17 protein-coding genes and 1 pseudogene are annotated in these 17117 nt (G+C 62.2%); 9 read left to right on the top strand and 9 right to left on the bottom strand.

The window, feature by feature from the left end; all coding sequences use genetic code 11:
- The first annotated feature begins 1 nt into the window (after nt 1).
- On the top strand, nt 2-1048 hold the full coding sequence (locus EBB56_RS18665; protein WP_124805043.1) for a PHB depolymerase family esterase: 1047 nt from the start codon (nt 2-4) through the stop codon (nt 1046-1048).
- A gap of 109 nt (nt 1049-1157) precedes the next feature.
- On the opposite strand, the gene EBB56_RS18660 is transcribed toward EBB56_RS18665, so the two are convergent.
- Entirely contained in the window at nt 1158-1784 is a 627-nt protein-coding gene (locus tag EBB56_RS18660) for an SCO family protein (RefSeq protein ID WP_260425393.1), read from the bottom strand.
- Complete coding sequence (locus EBB56_RS18655) at nt 1781-2302, bottom strand: hypothetical protein (RefSeq protein WP_124805042.1); 522 nt, start codon at nt 2300-2302, stop codon at nt 1781-1783. The genes EBB56_RS18660 and EBB56_RS18655 overlap by 4 nt, the downstream gene beginning before the upstream one ends.
- A 157-nt stretch (nt 2303-2459) precedes the next feature.
- Here EBB56_RS18655 and EBB56_RS18650 point away from each other — a divergent pair, with 157 nt between their 5' ends.
- Nucleotides 2460-3371, top strand: a complete 912-nt coding sequence (locus tag EBB56_RS18650; RefSeq protein ID WP_108131876.1) for an AEC family transporter — start codon at nt 2460-2462, stop codon at nt 3369-3371.
- A gap of 642 nt (nt 3372-4013) precedes the next feature.
- Here EBB56_RS18650 and EBB56_RS18645 read toward each other — a convergent pair.
- A complete protein-coding gene (locus EBB56_RS18645) occupies nt 4014-4943 on the bottom strand; it encodes a LysR substrate-binding domain-containing protein (RefSeq protein WP_045993916.1) in 930 nt (309 codons plus the stop codon).
- Between the two features lie 168 nt (nt 4944-5111).
- Between EBB56_RS18645 and EBB56_RS18640 the strand changes: the two are divergent.
- A pseudogene (locus EBB56_RS18640) lies at nt 5112-6059 on the top strand (DMT family transporter); the annotation flags it as partial.
- A 58-nt stretch (nt 6060-6117) separates the two neighbouring features.
- Here EBB56_RS18640 and trmB read toward each other — a convergent pair.
- The 3 genes from trmB to thiS all read right to left on the bottom strand — a co-directional run bounded on the left by trmB (nt 6118) and on the right by thiS (nt 8030).
- Nucleotides 6118-6864, bottom strand: a complete 747-nt coding sequence (gene trmB, locus EBB56_RS18635; RefSeq protein WP_045993958.1) for a tRNA (guanosine(46)-N7)-methyltransferase TrmB — start codon at nt 6862-6864, stop codon at nt 6118-6120.
- Between the two features lie 84 nt (nt 6865-6948).
- Nucleotides 6949-7743, bottom strand: a complete 795-nt coding sequence (locus EBB56_RS18630; protein ID WP_045993915.1) for a thiazole synthase — start codon at nt 7741-7743, stop codon at nt 6949-6951.
- Nucleotides 7744-7829: 86 nt separating this feature from the next.
- Entirely contained in the window at nt 7830-8030 is a 201-nt protein-coding gene (gene thiS / locus EBB56_RS18625; RefSeq protein ID WP_181248714.1) for a sulfur carrier protein ThiS, read from the bottom strand.
- A 106-nt stretch (nt 8031-8136) separates the two neighbouring features.
- Here thiS and EBB56_RS18620 point away from each other — a divergent pair, with 106 nt between their 5' ends.
- A complete protein-coding gene (locus EBB56_RS18620; RefSeq protein ID WP_124805041.1) occupies nt 8137-8529 on the top strand; it encodes a DUF423 domain-containing protein in 393 nt (130 codons plus the stop codon).
- 9 nt (nt 8530-8538) lie between these two features.
- Here EBB56_RS18620 and EBB56_RS18615 read toward each other — a convergent pair whose 3' ends face one another.
- Both EBB56_RS18615 and EBB56_RS18610 read right to left on the bottom strand, forming a co-directional pair.
- Nucleotides 8539-8952, bottom strand: coding sequence for a PaaI family thioesterase (locus EBB56_RS18615; RefSeq protein WP_124805040.1), 414 nt, complete (start codon nt 8950-8952; stop codon nt 8539-8541).
- Between the two features lie 200 nt (nt 8953-9152).
- Nucleotides 9153-11339 (bottom strand): malate synthase G, encoded by a 2187-nt coding sequence (locus EBB56_RS18610; protein ID WP_108131878.1) that lies wholly within the window; start codon nt 11337-11339, stop codon nt 9153-9155.
- A 473-nt stretch (nt 11340-11812) separates the two neighbouring features.
- Between EBB56_RS18610 and EBB56_RS18605 the strand changes: the two genes are divergently transcribed.
- The gene (locus EBB56_RS18605) at nt 11813-12835 is read left to right on the top strand and encodes an alpha/beta hydrolase (protein WP_108449478.1); all 1023 of its coding nucleotides are present in this window, start codon (nt 11813-11815) and stop codon (nt 12833-12835) included.
- Nucleotides 12820-13356 (top strand): hypothetical protein, encoded by a 537-nt coding sequence (locus EBB56_RS18600; protein ID WP_240184265.1) that lies wholly within the window; start codon nt 12820-12822, stop codon nt 13354-13356. Before EBB56_RS18605 ends, EBB56_RS18600 begins: the two co-directional genes overlap by 16 nt.
- A 156-nt stretch (nt 13357-13512) precedes the next feature.
- Here EBB56_RS18600 and EBB56_RS18595 read toward each other — a convergent pair whose 3' ends face one another.
- Entirely contained in the window at nt 13513-13770 is a 258-nt protein-coding gene (locus tag EBB56_RS18595; protein WP_409360220.1) for a magnesium chelatase domain-containing protein, read from the bottom strand.
- Nucleotides 13771-13908: 138 nt separating this feature from the next.
- Here EBB56_RS18595 and EBB56_RS18590 point away from each other — a divergent pair, with 138 nt between their 5' ends.
- From EBB56_RS18590 to EBB56_RS18580, 3 genes are all read left to right on the top strand, one after another.
- Complete coding sequence (locus tag EBB56_RS18590) at nt 13909-14328, top strand: hypothetical protein (RefSeq protein ID WP_124805039.1); 420 nt, start codon at nt 13909-13911, stop codon at nt 14326-14328.
- Complete coding sequence (locus EBB56_RS18585) at nt 14325-15347, top strand: DUF6575 domain-containing protein (protein WP_124805038.1); 1023 nt, start codon at nt 14325-14327, stop codon at nt 15345-15347. Before EBB56_RS18590 ends, EBB56_RS18585 begins: the two co-directional genes overlap by 4 nt.
- 462 nt (nt 15348-15809) lie before the next feature.
- Nucleotides 15810-16697, top strand: coding sequence for a restriction endonuclease (locus tag EBB56_RS18580; protein ID WP_221621210.1), 888 nt, complete (start codon nt 15810-15812; stop codon nt 16695-16697).
- Nucleotides 16698-17117 lie beyond the last annotated feature (420 nt).

Genomic DNA, 17117 nt, shown 5'->3' with positions numbered 1-17117 from the left:
GATGACTCACCTTAGTCGTGCCAACGCCAGCCTCCTCGCGGGGCTGGCGTTTTTCGTGCTGGCACCTCAGGCCACGGCCGACTCCCCCGACGCCCTGCCCGCGCTGGGTCTCTCGAAGGACCGTCTGGCCACCATCGGCGTCTCGTCCGGCGGCTACATGGCCGCGCAGCTGGCGGTGGCCTGGCCCGAGCGCTTCGATGCACTCGGGCTGGTCGCCGCCGGCCCCTGGGGCTGTGCCCGGGGCGAGCTGGGAGTGGCGCTGGGTCAGTGCATGTTCACTCGCCTTGGCGACCCCGACCTGGCGGCGATCGACAGCCGCCTTGCGGACTACCGCGAGCTCGATCGCGCGGGTAGCGCTGAATCGCTCGACGACCTCAAGGTGTATCTCTGGCACGGTGAGGACGATGGCACCATCGATCCCGACGTCGGACACGCCGCCGCTCGACAATGGCGTGACTGGCTCGCCGACGATGAGCAACTGAAGGCGGTGTTTCAGGACGGCGCGGGGCACGGCTGGCCGGCGCTGGACGCCGCTGGCGAGGCGGACCTGGCCGACTGCGAAGAGGGCGGTGCGCCCTTCCTGCTCGACTGCGGCCTGGACCTGGCCGGCGAGGCGCTGGGCTGGTGGTGGGACGATCTGGCGCCTGCCGGCGAGGCCGACGACCAGCGCCTGCTGGCCTTCGACCAGAGCGAGTTCGACGCCAAGGGACTCGCCGACACCGGCTTTGTCTATCTGCCGAAGCAGTGCGAGAGCGGCGACTGCGCACTGGTGGTGGCGCTGCATGGCTGCCAGATGGGCGTGGACGACGATGAAGGCGCAGCGACGCCATTCACCCGGGCAAGCGGCCTGAACCGTTACGCCGAGAGCAACGACCTGGTGGTGCTCTACCCCCAGGCGGAGGCCAGCCTGGCCAATCCCAAGGGATGCTGGGACTGGTGGGGGTTCAGCGAGAGTACCTGGCAGCGCGACCCTTTGCATGACAGCCGGGACGGTCGTCAGGTCAGCGCCCTGATGCAAATGGTCGACAGACTGCAGGAAGCGCCCTGAGGCGTGGCAAGGGATTTGCCAAGCGCGTGGGCAGGTTGAGCGCCCTCGACAGGCTACAGCAGGCGCCCTGAGGCGCCTGCTTGGCTAGAGGCCTAGGCTTGGCAGGAAGTTAGTTCAACGCCCGATCCAGCGCCGCCGAGAGCGGCCCCGGGGTCGGCGCATGCAATACCCGTTCGATGATTTCGCCGCTGGCGTCCACCAGATAGAGCGAGGCCGAGTGATCCACCAGATACTCCACGGCGGATTCCGGCGTCTCGACCTTGCGCCAGACGACGCCGTAGCGCTCGCCGATATCGGCAAGCTCGGCCTGGCTACCGGTGGCGCCGATGAAGTCGTCGCCGAAGGCCTCAAGGTACTCCGACAACCGCTCCAGGGTGTCACGCTCGGGGTCCACCGAAATCATCAACGGCACCACCCGCCGACGCTGCTCTTCGGGCAGTGCCTGGCGCGCCTGGCGCACCACCGCCAGGCTCATGGGGCAGACGTCGGGACACCAGGTGTAGCCGAAGAAGATCACCGCCAGCTGGTCATCATCGAGATCACTCAGCGCAAAGTCGCCCACGGTCGACGCCAGGCGTATCTCACCAGCGACCAGCCCGTCCTGCTCGGCGGGCTGCCAGGGCTTGAAGGTCCACAACAGGGCCGCCGCCAGCATCACCACCGCCGCCAGGACCAGCCCCAGGGTCCGTCGATCGAAGCCGTGTCGTCGTTGCTGCTGTCGTTGCCGTCGAGTCATGGCAGGCTTCGCTCCACGTCCAGATCGAAGGTACTTCCGAGACGCCCACGCGGCGCATCGAAGCTGACCCGGGCACGCCAGGTCATGCGCTCACGGGTGCAGATGCCGAGCTGTCCCACCCCCTGAAAGCGGCCCGGTTCGCCGCCTTGCACGGCGTCGAGGTGGAAGCGATGCTCGCCCATGTCCATGCCGACCCCTTCGAACACCACCCGTACGTTCTGCGCTTCCACGCCGTCGACGCGCACTTCGAGGGGCAACGACTCCAGCGGGCGAATGTCACCCTCCACCGGGATCGCCAGGGTCAGCCGCTCATCCTCCTCGAGGCCGACGCCGCAGGGCCCCTGGTGCAGATCGCAGCCGGGCGCGGCCGGATACCAGGTCGTCTCCTGGTGATCGCCAAGCTCGTAGCGCAGCAGGTACCATAGGGCGATCAGCAAGGTGACAACGGTCACCGTGATCAGCAGGCGAAGCCGAGGACGACGGGCGCCGCGCGAGGCTGGGGACTGGCGCGAATGCATGTCGGAGGGCTGCCTCCAAAGGGAATGGGCGTAGGGTAAGCTTATCAGCAAAACTCCGACGCCCCCTGCGCGACAATGTCGCAGCCGTCAACGCGCGCTTACTCACGCTCGACGGCGCACTATTCTGCCACCGGCCTCGCCCGGACAAGGAACGTACATGGCCTCCATCACTGCGGCCCTGGGCCCGCTTTTTCTGCTTATCCTGCTTGGCGCCGTGCTGGGTGTCGGACGCATCCCAGGCGGGGACTTCTGGGCGCGCATGGAGCGCCTGATCTACTTTCTGCTGTTTCCCGCCATGCTGGTGGCGACCCTGGCCAGGGCGGACATCAGCCAGGTACCGGTGGCCAGGCTCGCCCTGGTGCTGCTGGGCACCATGCTGGTGCTCTCCGCTCTGCTGTGGTGGCTCAAGCCCCGCCTGAATCTCGACGCCGCCGCCTTTACCTCTGTCTTCCAGGGCGCGGTGCGCTTCAACACCTATGTCGGCGTCGCCGGCGCCGCTGCGCTGCACGGTCCCCAGGGCGCCACGGTGGCAGCGGTGGCCCTGGCGCTGATGATTCCCACGGTCAATGTGCTGTGCGTGCTGACCTTTATCGCCGCGGGCACCCTAGGTCGCTCGGGTCTATGGCGCTCACTGCTCGCCCTGGCCCAGAACCCGCTGATCCTCGCCTGCCTGATCGGCATCGGGCTCAATCTCTCGGGTATCGGCCTGCCGGGCTGGTCGGCGGGAACCCTGGAGCTGCTGGGACGCGCGGCGCTGCCGCTGGGGCTGGTGGCCGTAGGGGTGGCACTGCGACCCCAGGCCCTGCTGAGGCGCGATCTTGGCCTGTGGGTCTCGAGCCTGGTCAAGCTGGTGCTGATGCCGGCGCTGGTGCTGGTGCTGGCGTGGTTGCTGGGCCTCGACCCTGTCAGCCAGGATGTGGCGCTGCTGTACGCCGCCCTGCCCACCGCCACCTCCGCCTATATTCTGGCACGCCAGCTGGGCGGTGACGCTGAGCTGATGGCCGGACTGATCACCGCCCAGACCCTGGCGGCGATGATCAGCCTGCCGCTGTGGATGCAGCTGACCTGAGGGGCCAGGCGAGGCTTTATTAAAAAAGATTCTCGTTTGTGTTGACGAAACAAATGAGAATGATTTACGCTGAGGTTGTCGGCGTTGATGAGTCGCCGGCGCCAGATACCAGACATTGCCAGTCGCTATCTGGTTTCTCCTCCTCATTGCTAGTCACGGTCCTTGCGCCGCTTCCCTCTGGAAGCGGCTTTTTCATGGCCGCTTGGTTCAGTCCCGCGGCCAGCGCTCCTTCGCCTCGTTGCTCAAGACGTCCTGCCACCGCTTGATTCCGCCATCCCGAGCCTCTGCCCGGTTTCGCCTGCTGTCTTGGCGCCGCCCCTCGCATGCGTCTCCCTTGGCAGAAAGCCAGCGAGTGTGAGCGGACACACTGCCTTAATAAAAAATATTCTCGTTACGCTTGACGAAGAAAATGAGAATGATTTACGCTGAGGTTGTCGGCGTTGATGAGTCGCCGGCGCCAGATACCAGACATTGCCAGTCGCTATCTGGTTTCTCCTCCTCATTGCTAGTCACGGTCCTTTCACCGCTCCCCCGGGAGCGGTTTTCTTTTTTCTGGCCATCGACGCTTCTGGTCAACCTCGCCCCAGGGCCTTGGCTCCTGTTCGTCGCACCGCTCCCTGCGTCTCACCGCTCTCGTTCATCTCACCCCAGTGCCAGCGGCCTGGCCTCGCGGCTATTCGCAGCCCAGGGGCCTGCACCGCTCAGACGCTGGCGCAAGAGCCCCGCCAGGGCTTCCACCGCCGGCCATGAGGCTGCGGCGATGCGCCGGCTGAAGTACAGGCAGGCGTCACTGGTACCCAGGTGGGGCAGCCCCTCGGCCTCATCCAGCACGCGCATGCGCGGCGTCAGCCGCTGGCGATCGAGGATGCTCACGGCCAGGCCGACTTCCACGGCCTTTTCCACCGCATGGATGCTGGTACTGGTGAAGACCGCGTACCAGTCGCGCCCCTGACTCTCCAGGGCCTCGACCCCGAGCGAGCGGAATGGGCAGTCCAGCGGATGGAGCGCCAGCGGTAACGGCGCCTCGTCGGCGACGCGAAACTCACGGGACGCCGCCCACACCGGCGAGGTCTGCCACAGCGTTTCGCCATTGGTCAGCTGATGCGGACGGTCCAGCGCCACCGCCAGCGACAGCTCACCGCGTTCCAGGCGCCGGGCCAGCTCTCCGCTGGGCGCCGTGACCGCCTCCAGCAGCACATTGGGGTGGCTGGCCAGAAAGTCAGGCAGCACCTGCTCGACCAGATGCGGGGCGTAGCCCTCCGGCATGCCGAAGCGCACCCGCCCGCTGAGTCCCTGTCCGGTCAGTCGCGCCACCAGGCCGTCGTGCTGACGCAGCAGCTCACGCGCCTCCTGCAGCAAGGCCTCGCCGGCCGGCGACGGCGACACTCCGCGCGGCCCACGGATCAGCAGGCGCGCATCGAGACGCTGCTCGAGGCGCTTGATCTGCATGCTCAAGGCACTGACGGTGCGGTGTCGCAACTCCGCCGCCGCCGCCAGACTGCCCTGCTGGGCCACCGTCACAAAGCTGCGCAGCGCCTCCAGATCCAGCGCCGCTCCCGTGTTCTCGGTCATCGTTGCTCCCCCTATGGCGCCAGACCACCCTACCCGAAGACTTCAATATTATTGAAGTCAGCGTGAAAAACGTTTCGCTACTCGAAAGGCTAGCACCACGGCAGACTGCTCATCCAGCGCTTCCTCTATCCAGCGCTGCCGTCATCCACCCGTGCTCAAGGAGGCCCCATGCAGACGCTGCTACCCCGTCTGATCCCCCTGCTCCACCAGCTTCCCCGGCAACTGGGCAAGCACTCGGGTGCCCTGATGGTCGCCACGGGCTTCGTGGTCTGCTGGAGCAGCGGTTTCGTCGGCAGTCGCATGGCGGTGGACCTGGACGTGCCGGTGATGGGGCTCTATGCCTGGCGCTTTGCCCTGGCGACCCTGCTGGCCTGGATGCTGGTGGTCTGTCGTCTGGGCCATCCGGGGCATCGCCCGAGCTGGCGCCAGGCAGGCCACGAGCTGCTGACCGGTGGTCTGACGGTGGGCGTCTACCTGCTGACGATGCTGGTGGCGGTGGCCGAAGGTGTGAGCGCCTCGGTGGCGGCACTGATCGGCGCGCTGCAGCCGCTGGCGGCGGCGCTGCTGGCACGGCACCTGCTCAAGGAGCGCAGCGACAGCGCACAATGGTGGGGAATGGGGGTAGCGACGCTCGGCGCCATGGCGATGATCGCTGGCGACATGCGCAGCGTCGGCGGCGCCCCCTGGTGGGCCTACCTGCTGCCGCTGGTCGCGGTCGCCGCGGTATCGATCGGCAGCATCCTGACGCCGCCGGCGACCGCCAGGCCCGGCGAGGAGAATGGCGGTGTGGTGCCGCTGTCACTGATCACCCGCCTGGCGCTGCAGCTGAGCGCGGCAACGCTGGTGTTCATGCTGGCGGCGGTGATGCTCGAACCAGGCCTGCCGGCGCTGCCTCCGGCGACGCTGGACGCCTGGCTGACCATTGGCTGGCTGGTGGTGCTGGCCACCTTCGGTGGCTACGGCTTCTTCGTGGCGTGCCTGGGGCGCTTCGGGGTGACCCCGACCTCGGCGCTGATCGCGCTGACCCCGGCGGTGACGCTGTTGATGACGCTTTCACTGTTCGGCGAGCGCCCGGATGGGCTGGGCCTGGCGGGACTGGTGCTGTCGCTGGGTGGCGCCCTGTGGGCGCTGGCGGCCGGGCGACGCGGCCAGGGTCGCGCCGCCGATGCCGGCGTCAGTCGACGCGGCGGAAGATCAGGTCCCAGACACCGTGACCGAGCCGTTCGCCCCGCGCCTCGAACTTGGTCAGCGGACGAAAGTCGGGACGCGGCACATAGGGCGCCGTCTCCGGGGTCGCGGTATTGAGGTAGCCCGGGGCTGCCTCCATCACCTCGGCCATCCATTCGGCGTAGGCTTCCCAGTCGGTGGCCATGTGCAGGGTTCCGCCGCTGGCCAGGCGAGTCCGCACCAGCTCGACGAACGCCGGCTGGACGATGCGCCGCTTGTGATGCTTCTTCTTCGGCCAGGGGTCGGGAAAGAACAGCTGCAGGGTGGTCAGGCTGCCCTCGGGCAGGCACTGCTCCAGCACCGCCAGGGCATCCTCGCGGTAGACCCGCAGGTTGGTCAGCCCACGCTTGTCGGCTTCGTCGAGCAACTTGCCGACGCCCGGGGCGTGTACCTCGATCCCGATGAAGTCGGTGTCCGGGTGGGTCTCGGCCTGCTCGATCAGCGACGCTCCCATGCCGAAGCCGATCTCGACCACCCTGGGCGCCTGGCGGCCGAACAGCGCATCGAGGTCCTGGCGCCCCTGGGCGAGGGTCAGTCCCAGCCGCGGCCAGACTTCCTCAAGCCCACGGGTCTGCGCCTGGGTCATGCGCCCGGCCCGCAGCACATAGCTCTTGATACCACGGCGATGCAGCGGTGCGTCCGGTCCTTCCGGGCCGGTGGTCTTGCCCTCGTCGGGGCGATCTTGGTCGGTCATGATGATGTCTGGGGCGTGGTGAAAGTGTCAGGGCGAGAAAGCTGGGCAGGAGCGGCAGGCTGGGCCTTGCCGCTCCTGCTGGCTTCAGGCGTTGATGCGGCCGGCGAACGGCGATGACGCCTCGGCGCCGCGACGCGGCATGCGACCGGCGAGAAACGCCTGGCGTCCCGCCTGCACGGCATGCTTCATGGCTTCGGCCATCAGCACCGGCTGGCGCGCGTGGGCGATGGCGGAGTTCATCAGCACGCCGTCACAGCCGAGTTCCATGGCCAGGGCTGCCTCGGAGGCGGTGCCGATGCCGGCATCGATCAGCACCGGGACCTTGGCCTGCTCGATGATCAGGCGCACATTGTGCGGATTCTGGATGCCGTGGCCGGAGCCGATCAGCGAGCCCAGCGGCATCACCGCGCAGCAGCCGATGGCCTCGAGTTCCCTGGCAACGATGGGGTCGTCACTGGTGTAGACCATCACGTCGAAGCCATCGGCGACCAGCGTCTCGGCGGCCTTGAGGGTCTCCACCACATTGGGATAGAGGGTGTTGTCGTCCCCCAGCACCTCGAGCTTGACCAGCTTGTGGCCGTCGAGCAGTTCCCGCGCCAGCCGACAGGTGCGCACGGCATCCTTGGCGTTGTAGCAACCGGCGGTATTGGGCAGCAGGGTATAGCGCTCCGGCGGCACCACGTCGAGCAGGTTGGGCTCACCGGCCTCCTGACCCAGGTTGGTGCGACGCACCGCGAAGGTCACGACATCGGCGCCACTGGCGGCGATCGCCTCGCCGGTCTCGTCGAAGTCCTTGTACTTGCCGGTGCCCACCAAGAGACGCGAGGAAAAGGCGTGGTCGGCGACCCGCAGCGGGCTGTCCTGAAAGATGTCGGTCATGCTCAAGTCCTTCTCACGAAACGGAACCAGGCCGCCTTCGAGCGGCACCTCTATAGTCGTCGGTATCTGCTGGCGGGTGGTTCGCCTCAGCCGCCGCCGATGGCATGGACGATCTCGATGCGATCGCCATCCGCCAGGCGGGTCTCGCCGTGCTGGCTGCGCGGCAGGATGTCCTCGTTGAGCTCGACGGCGATGCGGCGCCCGCCCAGACCCAGGGCGTCGATCAACTCCGCCACGGTCTGCTCGCGGTCGAGGGCGTGGGGCTCACCATTTAGCTGAATCTGCATGGCCACCTCATTATCAAGATGTCGCGGGGGCAACATTGTAGCGGCTCGGGCCGCCGCGGGGTACGGTTGAGGGCAGATTCCTCTCTCTCGTCGTCAAGGAGCCTCGATGCCGGATCGTCACTGGTGGATCACCCTCGCCCTGTCCGGCGCCCTGGTGGTGGCGCTCGGCGCCTTCGCCGCCCATGGCCTCGACGGACGCCTGCCTGAGCGTCTGACCGCCGCCTTTACCACCGGGGTGCGCTACCAGGCCTGGCACACCCTGGCAGGCCTGGCGCTGCTGGCCTGGCGGGCCCAGCAGCCGCTGGCCGCCCAGCTGACGGCACTGAGGCTGTGGTCGGCAGGTATCCTGCTGTTCTCGGGTTCGCTGTACGCCATGGCCCTGGCCGGGCTCTACGGCGTCGGGCTCGGCCCACTGGGGCTGATCACACCGCTCGGCGGCGTGCTGTTGCTGCTTGGCTGGCTGGCGCTGGCCTGGGGACTATGGCGAGCCCGCGTGTGAGATAGCCTCTCAGTCGTTATCGGGCAGTACGTAGGTCGCCGTCACGTGCGCCACCGGCGCCTCGTCTCCGTCGGAGAAAAGCTCCACCTCACCCACCGCCAGGCGGCGTCCCAGCTTGATCAAGCGGGCGTTGGCGATCAGATCGCGATCACCCCGGGCGCGCCGTAGAAAGTGGCAGTTGAGGTTGCTGGTGACCGCCATGGGCTCCGGCCCGATCTGGGCCAGGATGGCCACGTACAGGCAGACGTCCGACAGTCCCATCATGGTCGGGCCGGAGACGCTGGCGCCGGGCCGCAAGTGTTCATCCTCGATGGCCAGGCTCATGGTGGCCCGCATCTCCGAGACGGCTTCGATGGTGCCCATGCGCTGGGGAAAGACGTCGTCCAGAAAATCCTCGATGGCGGCGGCGGTCATCACGGTCATGGTTCTCTCCCTGAAGGCAATCCGGCTCGTGATAGCTTCACCATAACTCAAGCCCGGATACGACGCCTCAACGCCCTCGCTGCTGTGTGCTTTCCCCTCGACACAACGACACACCCCCGGGGAGTCCCGGGGGTGTGTCCAGGGAAACGCCGCCTGGATCGCGGCGTTTGCTTGGCGTACTCGGTGGCGTCCCGAGTGTGTTACTTCGCCTTGTGGACCTGACGCCAGTGGTGCAGCAGCGGCTCGGTGTAGCCGGCCGGCTGCTCACGCCCCTTGAAGATCAGGTCGCTGGCCGCCTGGAAGGCGGTGGACTTGTCGAAGTCAGGGCTCATCGGGGTGTAGGCCGGGTCGCCTTCGTTCTGACCGTCCACCACCTTGGCCATGCGCTTGAGCGTCTCTTCCACACGCGCCGCGTCGACTACGCCGTGGTACAGCCAGTTGGCGATGTGCTGGCTGGAGATCCGCAGGGTAGCGCGGTCTTCCATCAGACCCACGTCGTGGATGTCAGGCACCTTGGAGGCGCCGACGCCCTGCTCGACCCAGCGCACCACGTAGCCGAGGATGCCCTGACAGTTGTTGTCAAGCTCCTGCTGGATCTCGTCGTCGCTCCAGTCGGCAGAGGCGACCACCGGCACGGTCAGCAGCGCCTTGAGCAGATCGTCGCGCTGCTCACTTTCGTCCAGCTCCTCGAGTTCGCGCTGGACCTGGGCCACGTCGACCTGGTGGTAGTGCAGGGCATGCAGCGCTGCAGCGGTGGGAGACGGCACCCAGGCGGTGTTGGCGCCCGACTTGGGGTGGCCGATCTTCTGCTCGATCATCGCCGCCATCAGGTCCGGCATGGCCCACATGCCCTTGCCGATCTGGGCGCGTCCGCGCAGGCCACAGGCCAGTCCGACCAGCACGTTGCTGCGCTCGTAGGCCTGAATCCAGTCGGCACCCTTCATGTCGCCCTTGCGCAGCATGGGGCCCGCCTCCATGGCGGTGTGCATCTCGTCACCGGTGCGATCGAGGAAGCCGGTGTTGATGAACACCACCCGGCTGGTGGCCTCGTTGATGCAGGCCTTGAGGTTGACCGAGGTGCGGCGCTCCTCGTCCATGATGCCCATCTTGAGGGTATTGCGGGCCATGCCCAGCAGGTCTTCGACACGCCCGAACAGGGTGTTGGCGAAGGCCACTTCCTTGGGACCGTGCATCTTCGGCTTGACGATATAGACGGAGCCGGTGCGCGAGTTGCGCGGCTGATCGTCACCCTTGTTGAGGTCATGCAGGGCGATCAGCGACGTCATGATGGCGTCGAGAATGCCCTCGGGCATTTCGTTGCCGTCGGCGTCGAGCACTGCCGGGTTGGTCATCAGGTGACCCACGTTGCGCACGAACAGCAGCGAGCGTCCCGGCAGGGTCAGCTCGGAACCATCCGGCGTGACGTAGTCGCGATCCGGATTCAGGCGACGGGTGAAGGAACTGCCGCCCTTGGCCACCTCGGCGGTGAGGTCACCCTTCATCAGGCCCAGCCAGCTGGCGTAGACGCCCACCTTGTCCTCGGCATCCACCGCCGCCACGGAGTCTTCGCAGTCCATGATGGAGGTCAGCGCGGCTTCCACCACCACGTCCTTGACGTGGGCCGGGTCGGTCTTGCCGATGGGGTGGCTGTCATCGACCTGGATTTCCAGATGCAGGCCATGGTGGGACAGCAGCACGGCACTCGGCGCGGAGGCGTCGCCCTGGTAGCCCACCAGCTTGCCCGGCTCCTTCAGGCCGGTCTCGCGGCCGCCGTCCAGAGACACCACCAGGTGGCCATCGCGCAGGAAGTACTTGACCGCGTCACGGTGGGAGCCGGTCGCCAGCGGTGCCGCCTGGTCCAGCACATTGCGGGCGTAAGCCACGACCTTCTCGCCGCGCTTGGGGTTGAAGCTCGAGCCCTTCTCGCAGCCATCCTCTTCGCTGATCACGTCGGTGCCATACAGCGCGTCGTAGAGGCTACCCCAACGCGCGTTGGCGGCGTTCAGCGAGTAGCGTGCGTTGTTCACCGGCACCACCAGCTGGGGGCCCGCCTGGGAAGCGATCTCGCGATCCACGTTTTCGGTGGTCACCTCGACCTTGGCCGGCGGATCGACCAGATAGCCGATTTCCTTGAGGAAGGCCTGGTAAGCGGCCATGTCGTTGACCGGCCCCGGGTGCTCACTGTGCCAGGCCGAGAGTTTCTGCTGCAGCGCGTCGCGCTCGGCCAGCAGGGCCTGGTTGGTCGGCGTCAGGTCGTGGAAGATGGCATCGACGCCCTTCCAGAAGGCATCGGCATCGATCCCCGTGCCAGGCAGCGCCTGTTCGGTGATGAACTGGTCCAGCTCGGCGGCCACCTGCAGGCGATGGCGAGAAATGCGTTGCGTCATTGGGTCTAGCTCCTCGTTGGGCCTTGGGTGCCCCCCTGGCACCTTCCAGCCGGACAGGGGAAAAGGTGACTGCTCCAGAATGATTTTGTGGAAAATCATTCCATTTGTAAACCGAAAACCCCGCTCTACCGCTCAAGGCTAGACCAAATGATGAGCTTTCGAGGGCCTTGTCGATTGGGAAACAGTGGTGCCGAACTCGATGGGTCGCTAGCATGGAACAGGCAAGGAAGCCCAGACAGGAAGGTGTTGACGTGTGCTGGCGACTCCCTCATCTGACGCCGAAGGCCATACCTCCATGGCACAGGTGAGCAACGACGGCCTCCGGACGGTGTCAGAAGAAGCAGGTGGCCAACGATCGGTCAGGGTGCAACCAGGCGCAGGGTGATGACGCTACCCTCCACGCCATCTGGCCGTCCCAGCACAACCGAGTGCCGAGCAACGCACGCCACCGCCCCTTCCCAGCGGAGGACGCTATGACCGACTACACGCCCCTTGAGACCATCGAACGGCTGACCCCGGTGGCAAGACAAGGCGAAGGCTTGGTGGCGACAGCCGCCCCGGCCATGGCAACGACCCTTGAACGCTATCTGGCGCACTATCGGCTCGATGTCCTGCTCACCGAAGGGGTAACGCTGCACGCGGGTAATATCGAGACGCCACGCTTCCGCCTGTGGACTCAGGTATGGCGCCCGCCCCACCCGCGGGGCACCGCGGTGGTGGTTCACGGCTACTACGACCACCTGGGCCTGTACCGCCACCTGCTCGAGCTGCTGCTGGAACTCGAGCTCACGGTGGTGCTGTGGGATCTGCCGGGACACGGGCTGTCCAGTGGGGATCGTGCCGACATCGACGACTTTGCCGACTACGGCGACTGCCTGCGTACGCTTCAGCAGCACCTGAGCGAAGCCGGCCTGGCCCAGGGACCTTGGGTCGGCGTCGGCCAGAGCACCGGCGGCGCCATCCTGGCCACCGATGCCCTGAGCCGGGGCGATGACGGCCACTGGTCGGCGCTGGTGCTGCTGGCGCCCCTGGTCAGACCCTGGGGCTGGACCCGAGCAGCCTGGGTCCATCGCCTGGTCAGCCCCTTTGTCTCCAGCGTGCCGCGCAAGTTTAGGGCGAACACCAATGATGACGACTTCGCCACCTTTCTGCGCGAACAGGACCCGCTCCAGCCCGTGCGCCTGCCCACCGGCTGGGTCAGCGCCATGCGCCGCTGGATGCCCCGCCTGATGCAGCTGCCCCCGTGCCAGCTACCGACCCTGATCCTGCAAGGCGAGAAGGACCTGACGGTGGACGGGCCCTGGAATCTGGCGGTACTCGGCAAGAAGTTTCCCGGGGCGCACATCTGCTGTCACCCGCAAGCCCGCCACCATCTGGTCAACGAGGCCGAGGCCATCCGTCTGGACCTTTTCGCCGAAGTGCGCCAATTTCTGGAACAACAGCTCAGTGAAGGGCCTCTACCGAAAAGGATGTCATCTCAATGCCCAGACGCTTGACCCGACAGACGGTACACCGCGCCGGCAGCCACGCCTCCTTGCTGCCCTGGCTGGCGCTGGTGCTGCTGGTCTGGCTGGCCGGCTGTGCCAGCGCCCCCGAGCGCCCCGAGACGCTGCGCCAGGCGCTGCTGGGCCTTGGCCAACAGGCGGCCGAGAGGGTCGCCGAGGCGCCGGCCCTGGCAGGGGAAACCCTGGCCGATCAGGTGCTGCTGCTGTCCCCGCCCAAGGTCGACGAAAGGCTGGAGCTCGGCGTCGGCCGCGTCCAGGAGAGCCTGACCCGTGGCCTGCTGGCGATCGACGACGGCCCCCAGGTGCTGGACTGGCAGCCCGGTGATACCCCCGCCGCCGATACCAATCAATGGCTGGTCGATAGCCGACTGATCGCCGATGGCCCACGCCTGACGCTGTCTGACCGCGAGCTTTTGCCCTACCGCTTCGAACTCCGCCTGCGCCGCCCCGGCGACGGTGCCGCGCTGTGGTCCACGGTCATTAGCGGCGCCTTCGACGCCGACGCGCTCTAGGGCTTGCTGAAAAGTGCCTGCGCTTGTCGTTTTCGGGCCAAGCCCAGACCCGGGCAGGGACTATGCCTGGCGATAACGGGTGCATGGAACGACCGTGCGGCGCCCGTCAGCCCTTGCGCAACAGCCGATCCAGCTGGCGATAGCCGATGGCCTCGATCAGGTCATCACGGCACGGACGTTCGCGCCCGGCCAGGTCGGCCAGGTGCGCTCGGCCACATCCAGGGCGCCGGCGAGCTGGGCGGAAGCCACAAGCAGGCCCGGCGCAATGGGCAGGTCGAAGCATCTACCCTCCTTGGGCAGATCGACGGGAGCAAGATTCAGGGCAATGAGGCGTAGCGGGTAGTCGAGCCCACAAGTGGCAAGGGCACTGCGCACCCGTTCGCGGCTTCCGCGTACCGAAACCTGTGCGACCATCGATAACCCATTCGCCTTCCTTCGCATGTCTTAAACAATGACAACCTTCTACGCTTCTTATAGCATCCACACGTCGAAAAAGACTATCGGCTAGGTCATTGCCCAGGCCATGACTGGAGATACGCAGGGAGCGAAGCAGTGCAACTAAAGTATGAGAAGCATCATAATGAATGCATTTTCTGTCACGTGCCGCACCTACCGAGTGCACAGGGCGGGAAGGCGTACCGCTTGGTACCTGATGCTTTTCCTACCGACTCTGAATTTCTGCCGCCGGCCATCATGAAGCCTGCTCGCACGTTCAAAACTGCCGAGCAACGCTGCTCTGCCTATGCCTTGTCTTTTTTCACTAGCGCTCATAATGCAAGAAGAATGCAGGCTAAGCTTGCCAAGCAGATAAAAGCATTTAGAAGAATGCAGTGTATTGCAGAAACTGCCGTCGACCCTAAAGATGGAAAAGTTAGCGAGGTCGATTCCAAAGGACACTTTGACCTCCATGAGTCCCGAGATGCCCGCCTAGCTCACTCTGTCACCAATTGCTATCCGGTGGGTTCGAAATGATAAAACTTACAGGGGAAAAGGTTCCTAAGGGCAATCTTAATCATCGGTGGGTAGAGGATATACTTTATTTCGATGGACCAATCCTGTCCATCTTGAAAGGAAGTACGACGCAGGATTACTTCTACTACTGGTGCGACGCGGACGACCGCCACAACAGGTGGATGATACTCCCTGTATCCCGAGAACAGATTATCGAATACAAGTCTTCAAAGATCACACTTCTTGATATATGCAAGAACAAAAAAAGTGTAACATTTGTTGATATTAATGAAGAACTTAACCCAAAAAAAGGGATTGACGTTTCATTAGATTCCGTGCCAGATGACTATCTTCCGCCTGAAGAATCTTACTTTGACATAGACCTATGCCCTTCTGATGGTTTCTTGGTGGAGCCAGAGCTTTACGATCTAAAGCTTGATGGTGACTGGTACTTGGAAGAATTGGTAAACTTGCCGAAAACATACGACCAGCTATATTCTTTTGTCTACACACTAAAGAACCTGATAAGAGACTCTGTGTCTAGTAATGCGGAAAGAATATTCAGCAACTACCCTTGGAAAGGTGGTTTCAGCACAGTCAACTTTTACCGAGACTTGAACGCTGTAATTCCGTCTTTCCATGAGCCGAAAGTCGACTCTATTCAGTATGCATCCCCAGGACAAATTAGGCTTGAGCTTCTCAGGTCTGTCTCAAGCTCAGTCGAGGAGCTAGTAAATACTTGCTTCAAAAACAGAGAGGCGCTGACTGCTCATAACAAAGGCGTGGCAGGGTTTCTTAGAGATAAAGAGTTTTCAAAGGTTGATGGAAGCGATGCCGGTATAGTTATAAGCAAACAAGACAGAGAGTTTCTTTCCAAAGGGGTTTCAGAATTCTGTCGACTCATGGATATTTCGGCTTGCGAAAAGGACATCCTCCGACTTTCTGGGAATGAGCTGGTAGCTGTCAAAATCGTCATGTCTGTTTACAGAAGAGTTAAGAGGCTCTTTGATTTCATAGAGCGTGACATGCTGAAGCTGTAGTATTCAGAGAAAAAGACAATAGCGCAATGTCAGCCTCAATTGTAAAGTTGTGCTGAGCGCTTTCCGGCAACTCCTTCGAGACCGCCGCCCCCTCCATCTTGCGTATTATAGGCGTGTTCTCGTCGGACATATCCTGTTTGCGTTCCGCCACGCTTTTACGCTACTAATCTATTTCGAGCCATTGATGCATCTAACTGAATGTAGGCCGAGACTTCCGTCGTCGACGCCCCCACACAATAGTGCCTCCTCCCGGTAGTTTCCGATGGAGTAGGCACGTTGCTTCTTTATGGAAATCGATGTCTTTATCATGGGCCACCTCGTTCAGAGTAGTTACTTAACAGGGTGGCCACTGCTACTGGGCAAGATCAAGATAACTCGTATTTCTTTCCGCCTAACCTCTTGCTTTAACATTACCGACTGGGGATGATCACAAAGTCCATTGACCACTACCAAGGAGCGAAAATGTCGGAAGTTCAGGAAGAGATCAAAAAGCTCGTTATGAGTGGCGAGATTACCCTGTCAAGCTTAGAGAATAGAAAACAGATTTTGCAAAATATTCAGGAGTTTGAGTCTGAGGCTTGGACGATTGGTTTTTGTAAAGAGATCAGCCTCACAGCTGAGGATAATTTTCTTCCGCTTCTCAAGCTTGATGATGTTTTTCTGAAGCATGTAGGAATTCATTCAGTTCTTCTTAAAAAGTTTTCTTCAAAACTTGAAGAACACCTACCAATACTCTTGTCAAAGAAAGATAGGGCAATACGATGCGATGAATTCGGCGATACCATAAGCAAAGGGTGGTTCAGCTATCTTGAAAAATATTACAAAGATAAAATCGAACCTTTCATTCATGGAACACATGACAGTATCGACAGTGAATTATTTGAGCATTTTGAAACCACTCGCCTTAAACACCTTGTATGGTACGAAATAAACAAAGGTGAAGTTATCCGTGCAACATTGAAAAATATCGACTTCTTCATTGAGTTTAATCGAGAAAACACCACTACGCCTGACATTAATATATCTGGGACAGAGTATGAATCAAGAATCGCCAGTCAAATTAATAAAGAAACCACTTGGGATGCTGAACTTACTAAAGCGTCTGGCGACCAAGGCGCGGACATCATACTGTCAAAATCACAACTAACAATTATAGTTCAAACTAAATACCACTCGTCAAAGATCGGAAATAGCGCTGTTCAAGAAGCATTCTCTGCTAAAAAATACTATGGTGCTGACTTGGCTTTTGTTGTTTCTAATTCTGGATTCACTAAGTCAGCAAGTGAATTAGCCGACGCAACAGGTGTAAGGTTGTTTTCAGATGTCGAGCTAATGAGTTTTCTTAGCTGACCCATATCGCTTCCTTCAAAAATTCGGTTAAATAAAGATTATAAAATTCGACATGGCCAAGCATTAAGGATCAGAAAACTTAAATTTAGCTTAATTAAAAAGCAGCCAAAATATAACTTTTTTTCCACTCCCCCTCCCCTCCGGACCTGAACATACCATCGTTAAACTCTAGACGGGCGATTAAATAACACCACGAAAAAGTGGACACAAAGTAATTGATAGTTTTAGTAAAACCAGGCCCTGGGTTTGATTTTGGTAATCCACCCAAATAGCGAATACTATGAAACGTCTACAACACAAGGCGGTCTCAATGAGCAAGTGCAACACCTGATCGATCAGGTACGCTATCGCTATGACTCATTGCTACCACCACCTTACTACTGAAGAACGTGCCACCATCATGCTGATGCGTGAAGGTCA

The sequence above is a fragment of the Halomonas sp. YLB-10 genome, assembly GCF_003856855.1.
Taxonomy (GTDB): domain Bacteria; phylum Pseudomonadota; class Gammaproteobacteria; order Pseudomonadales; family Halomonadaceae; genus Halomonas; species Halomonas litopenaei.
The sequence above is the reverse complement of the archived record's forward strand: the minus strand, read 5'-3'. Positions and strand labels throughout refer to the sequence as shown.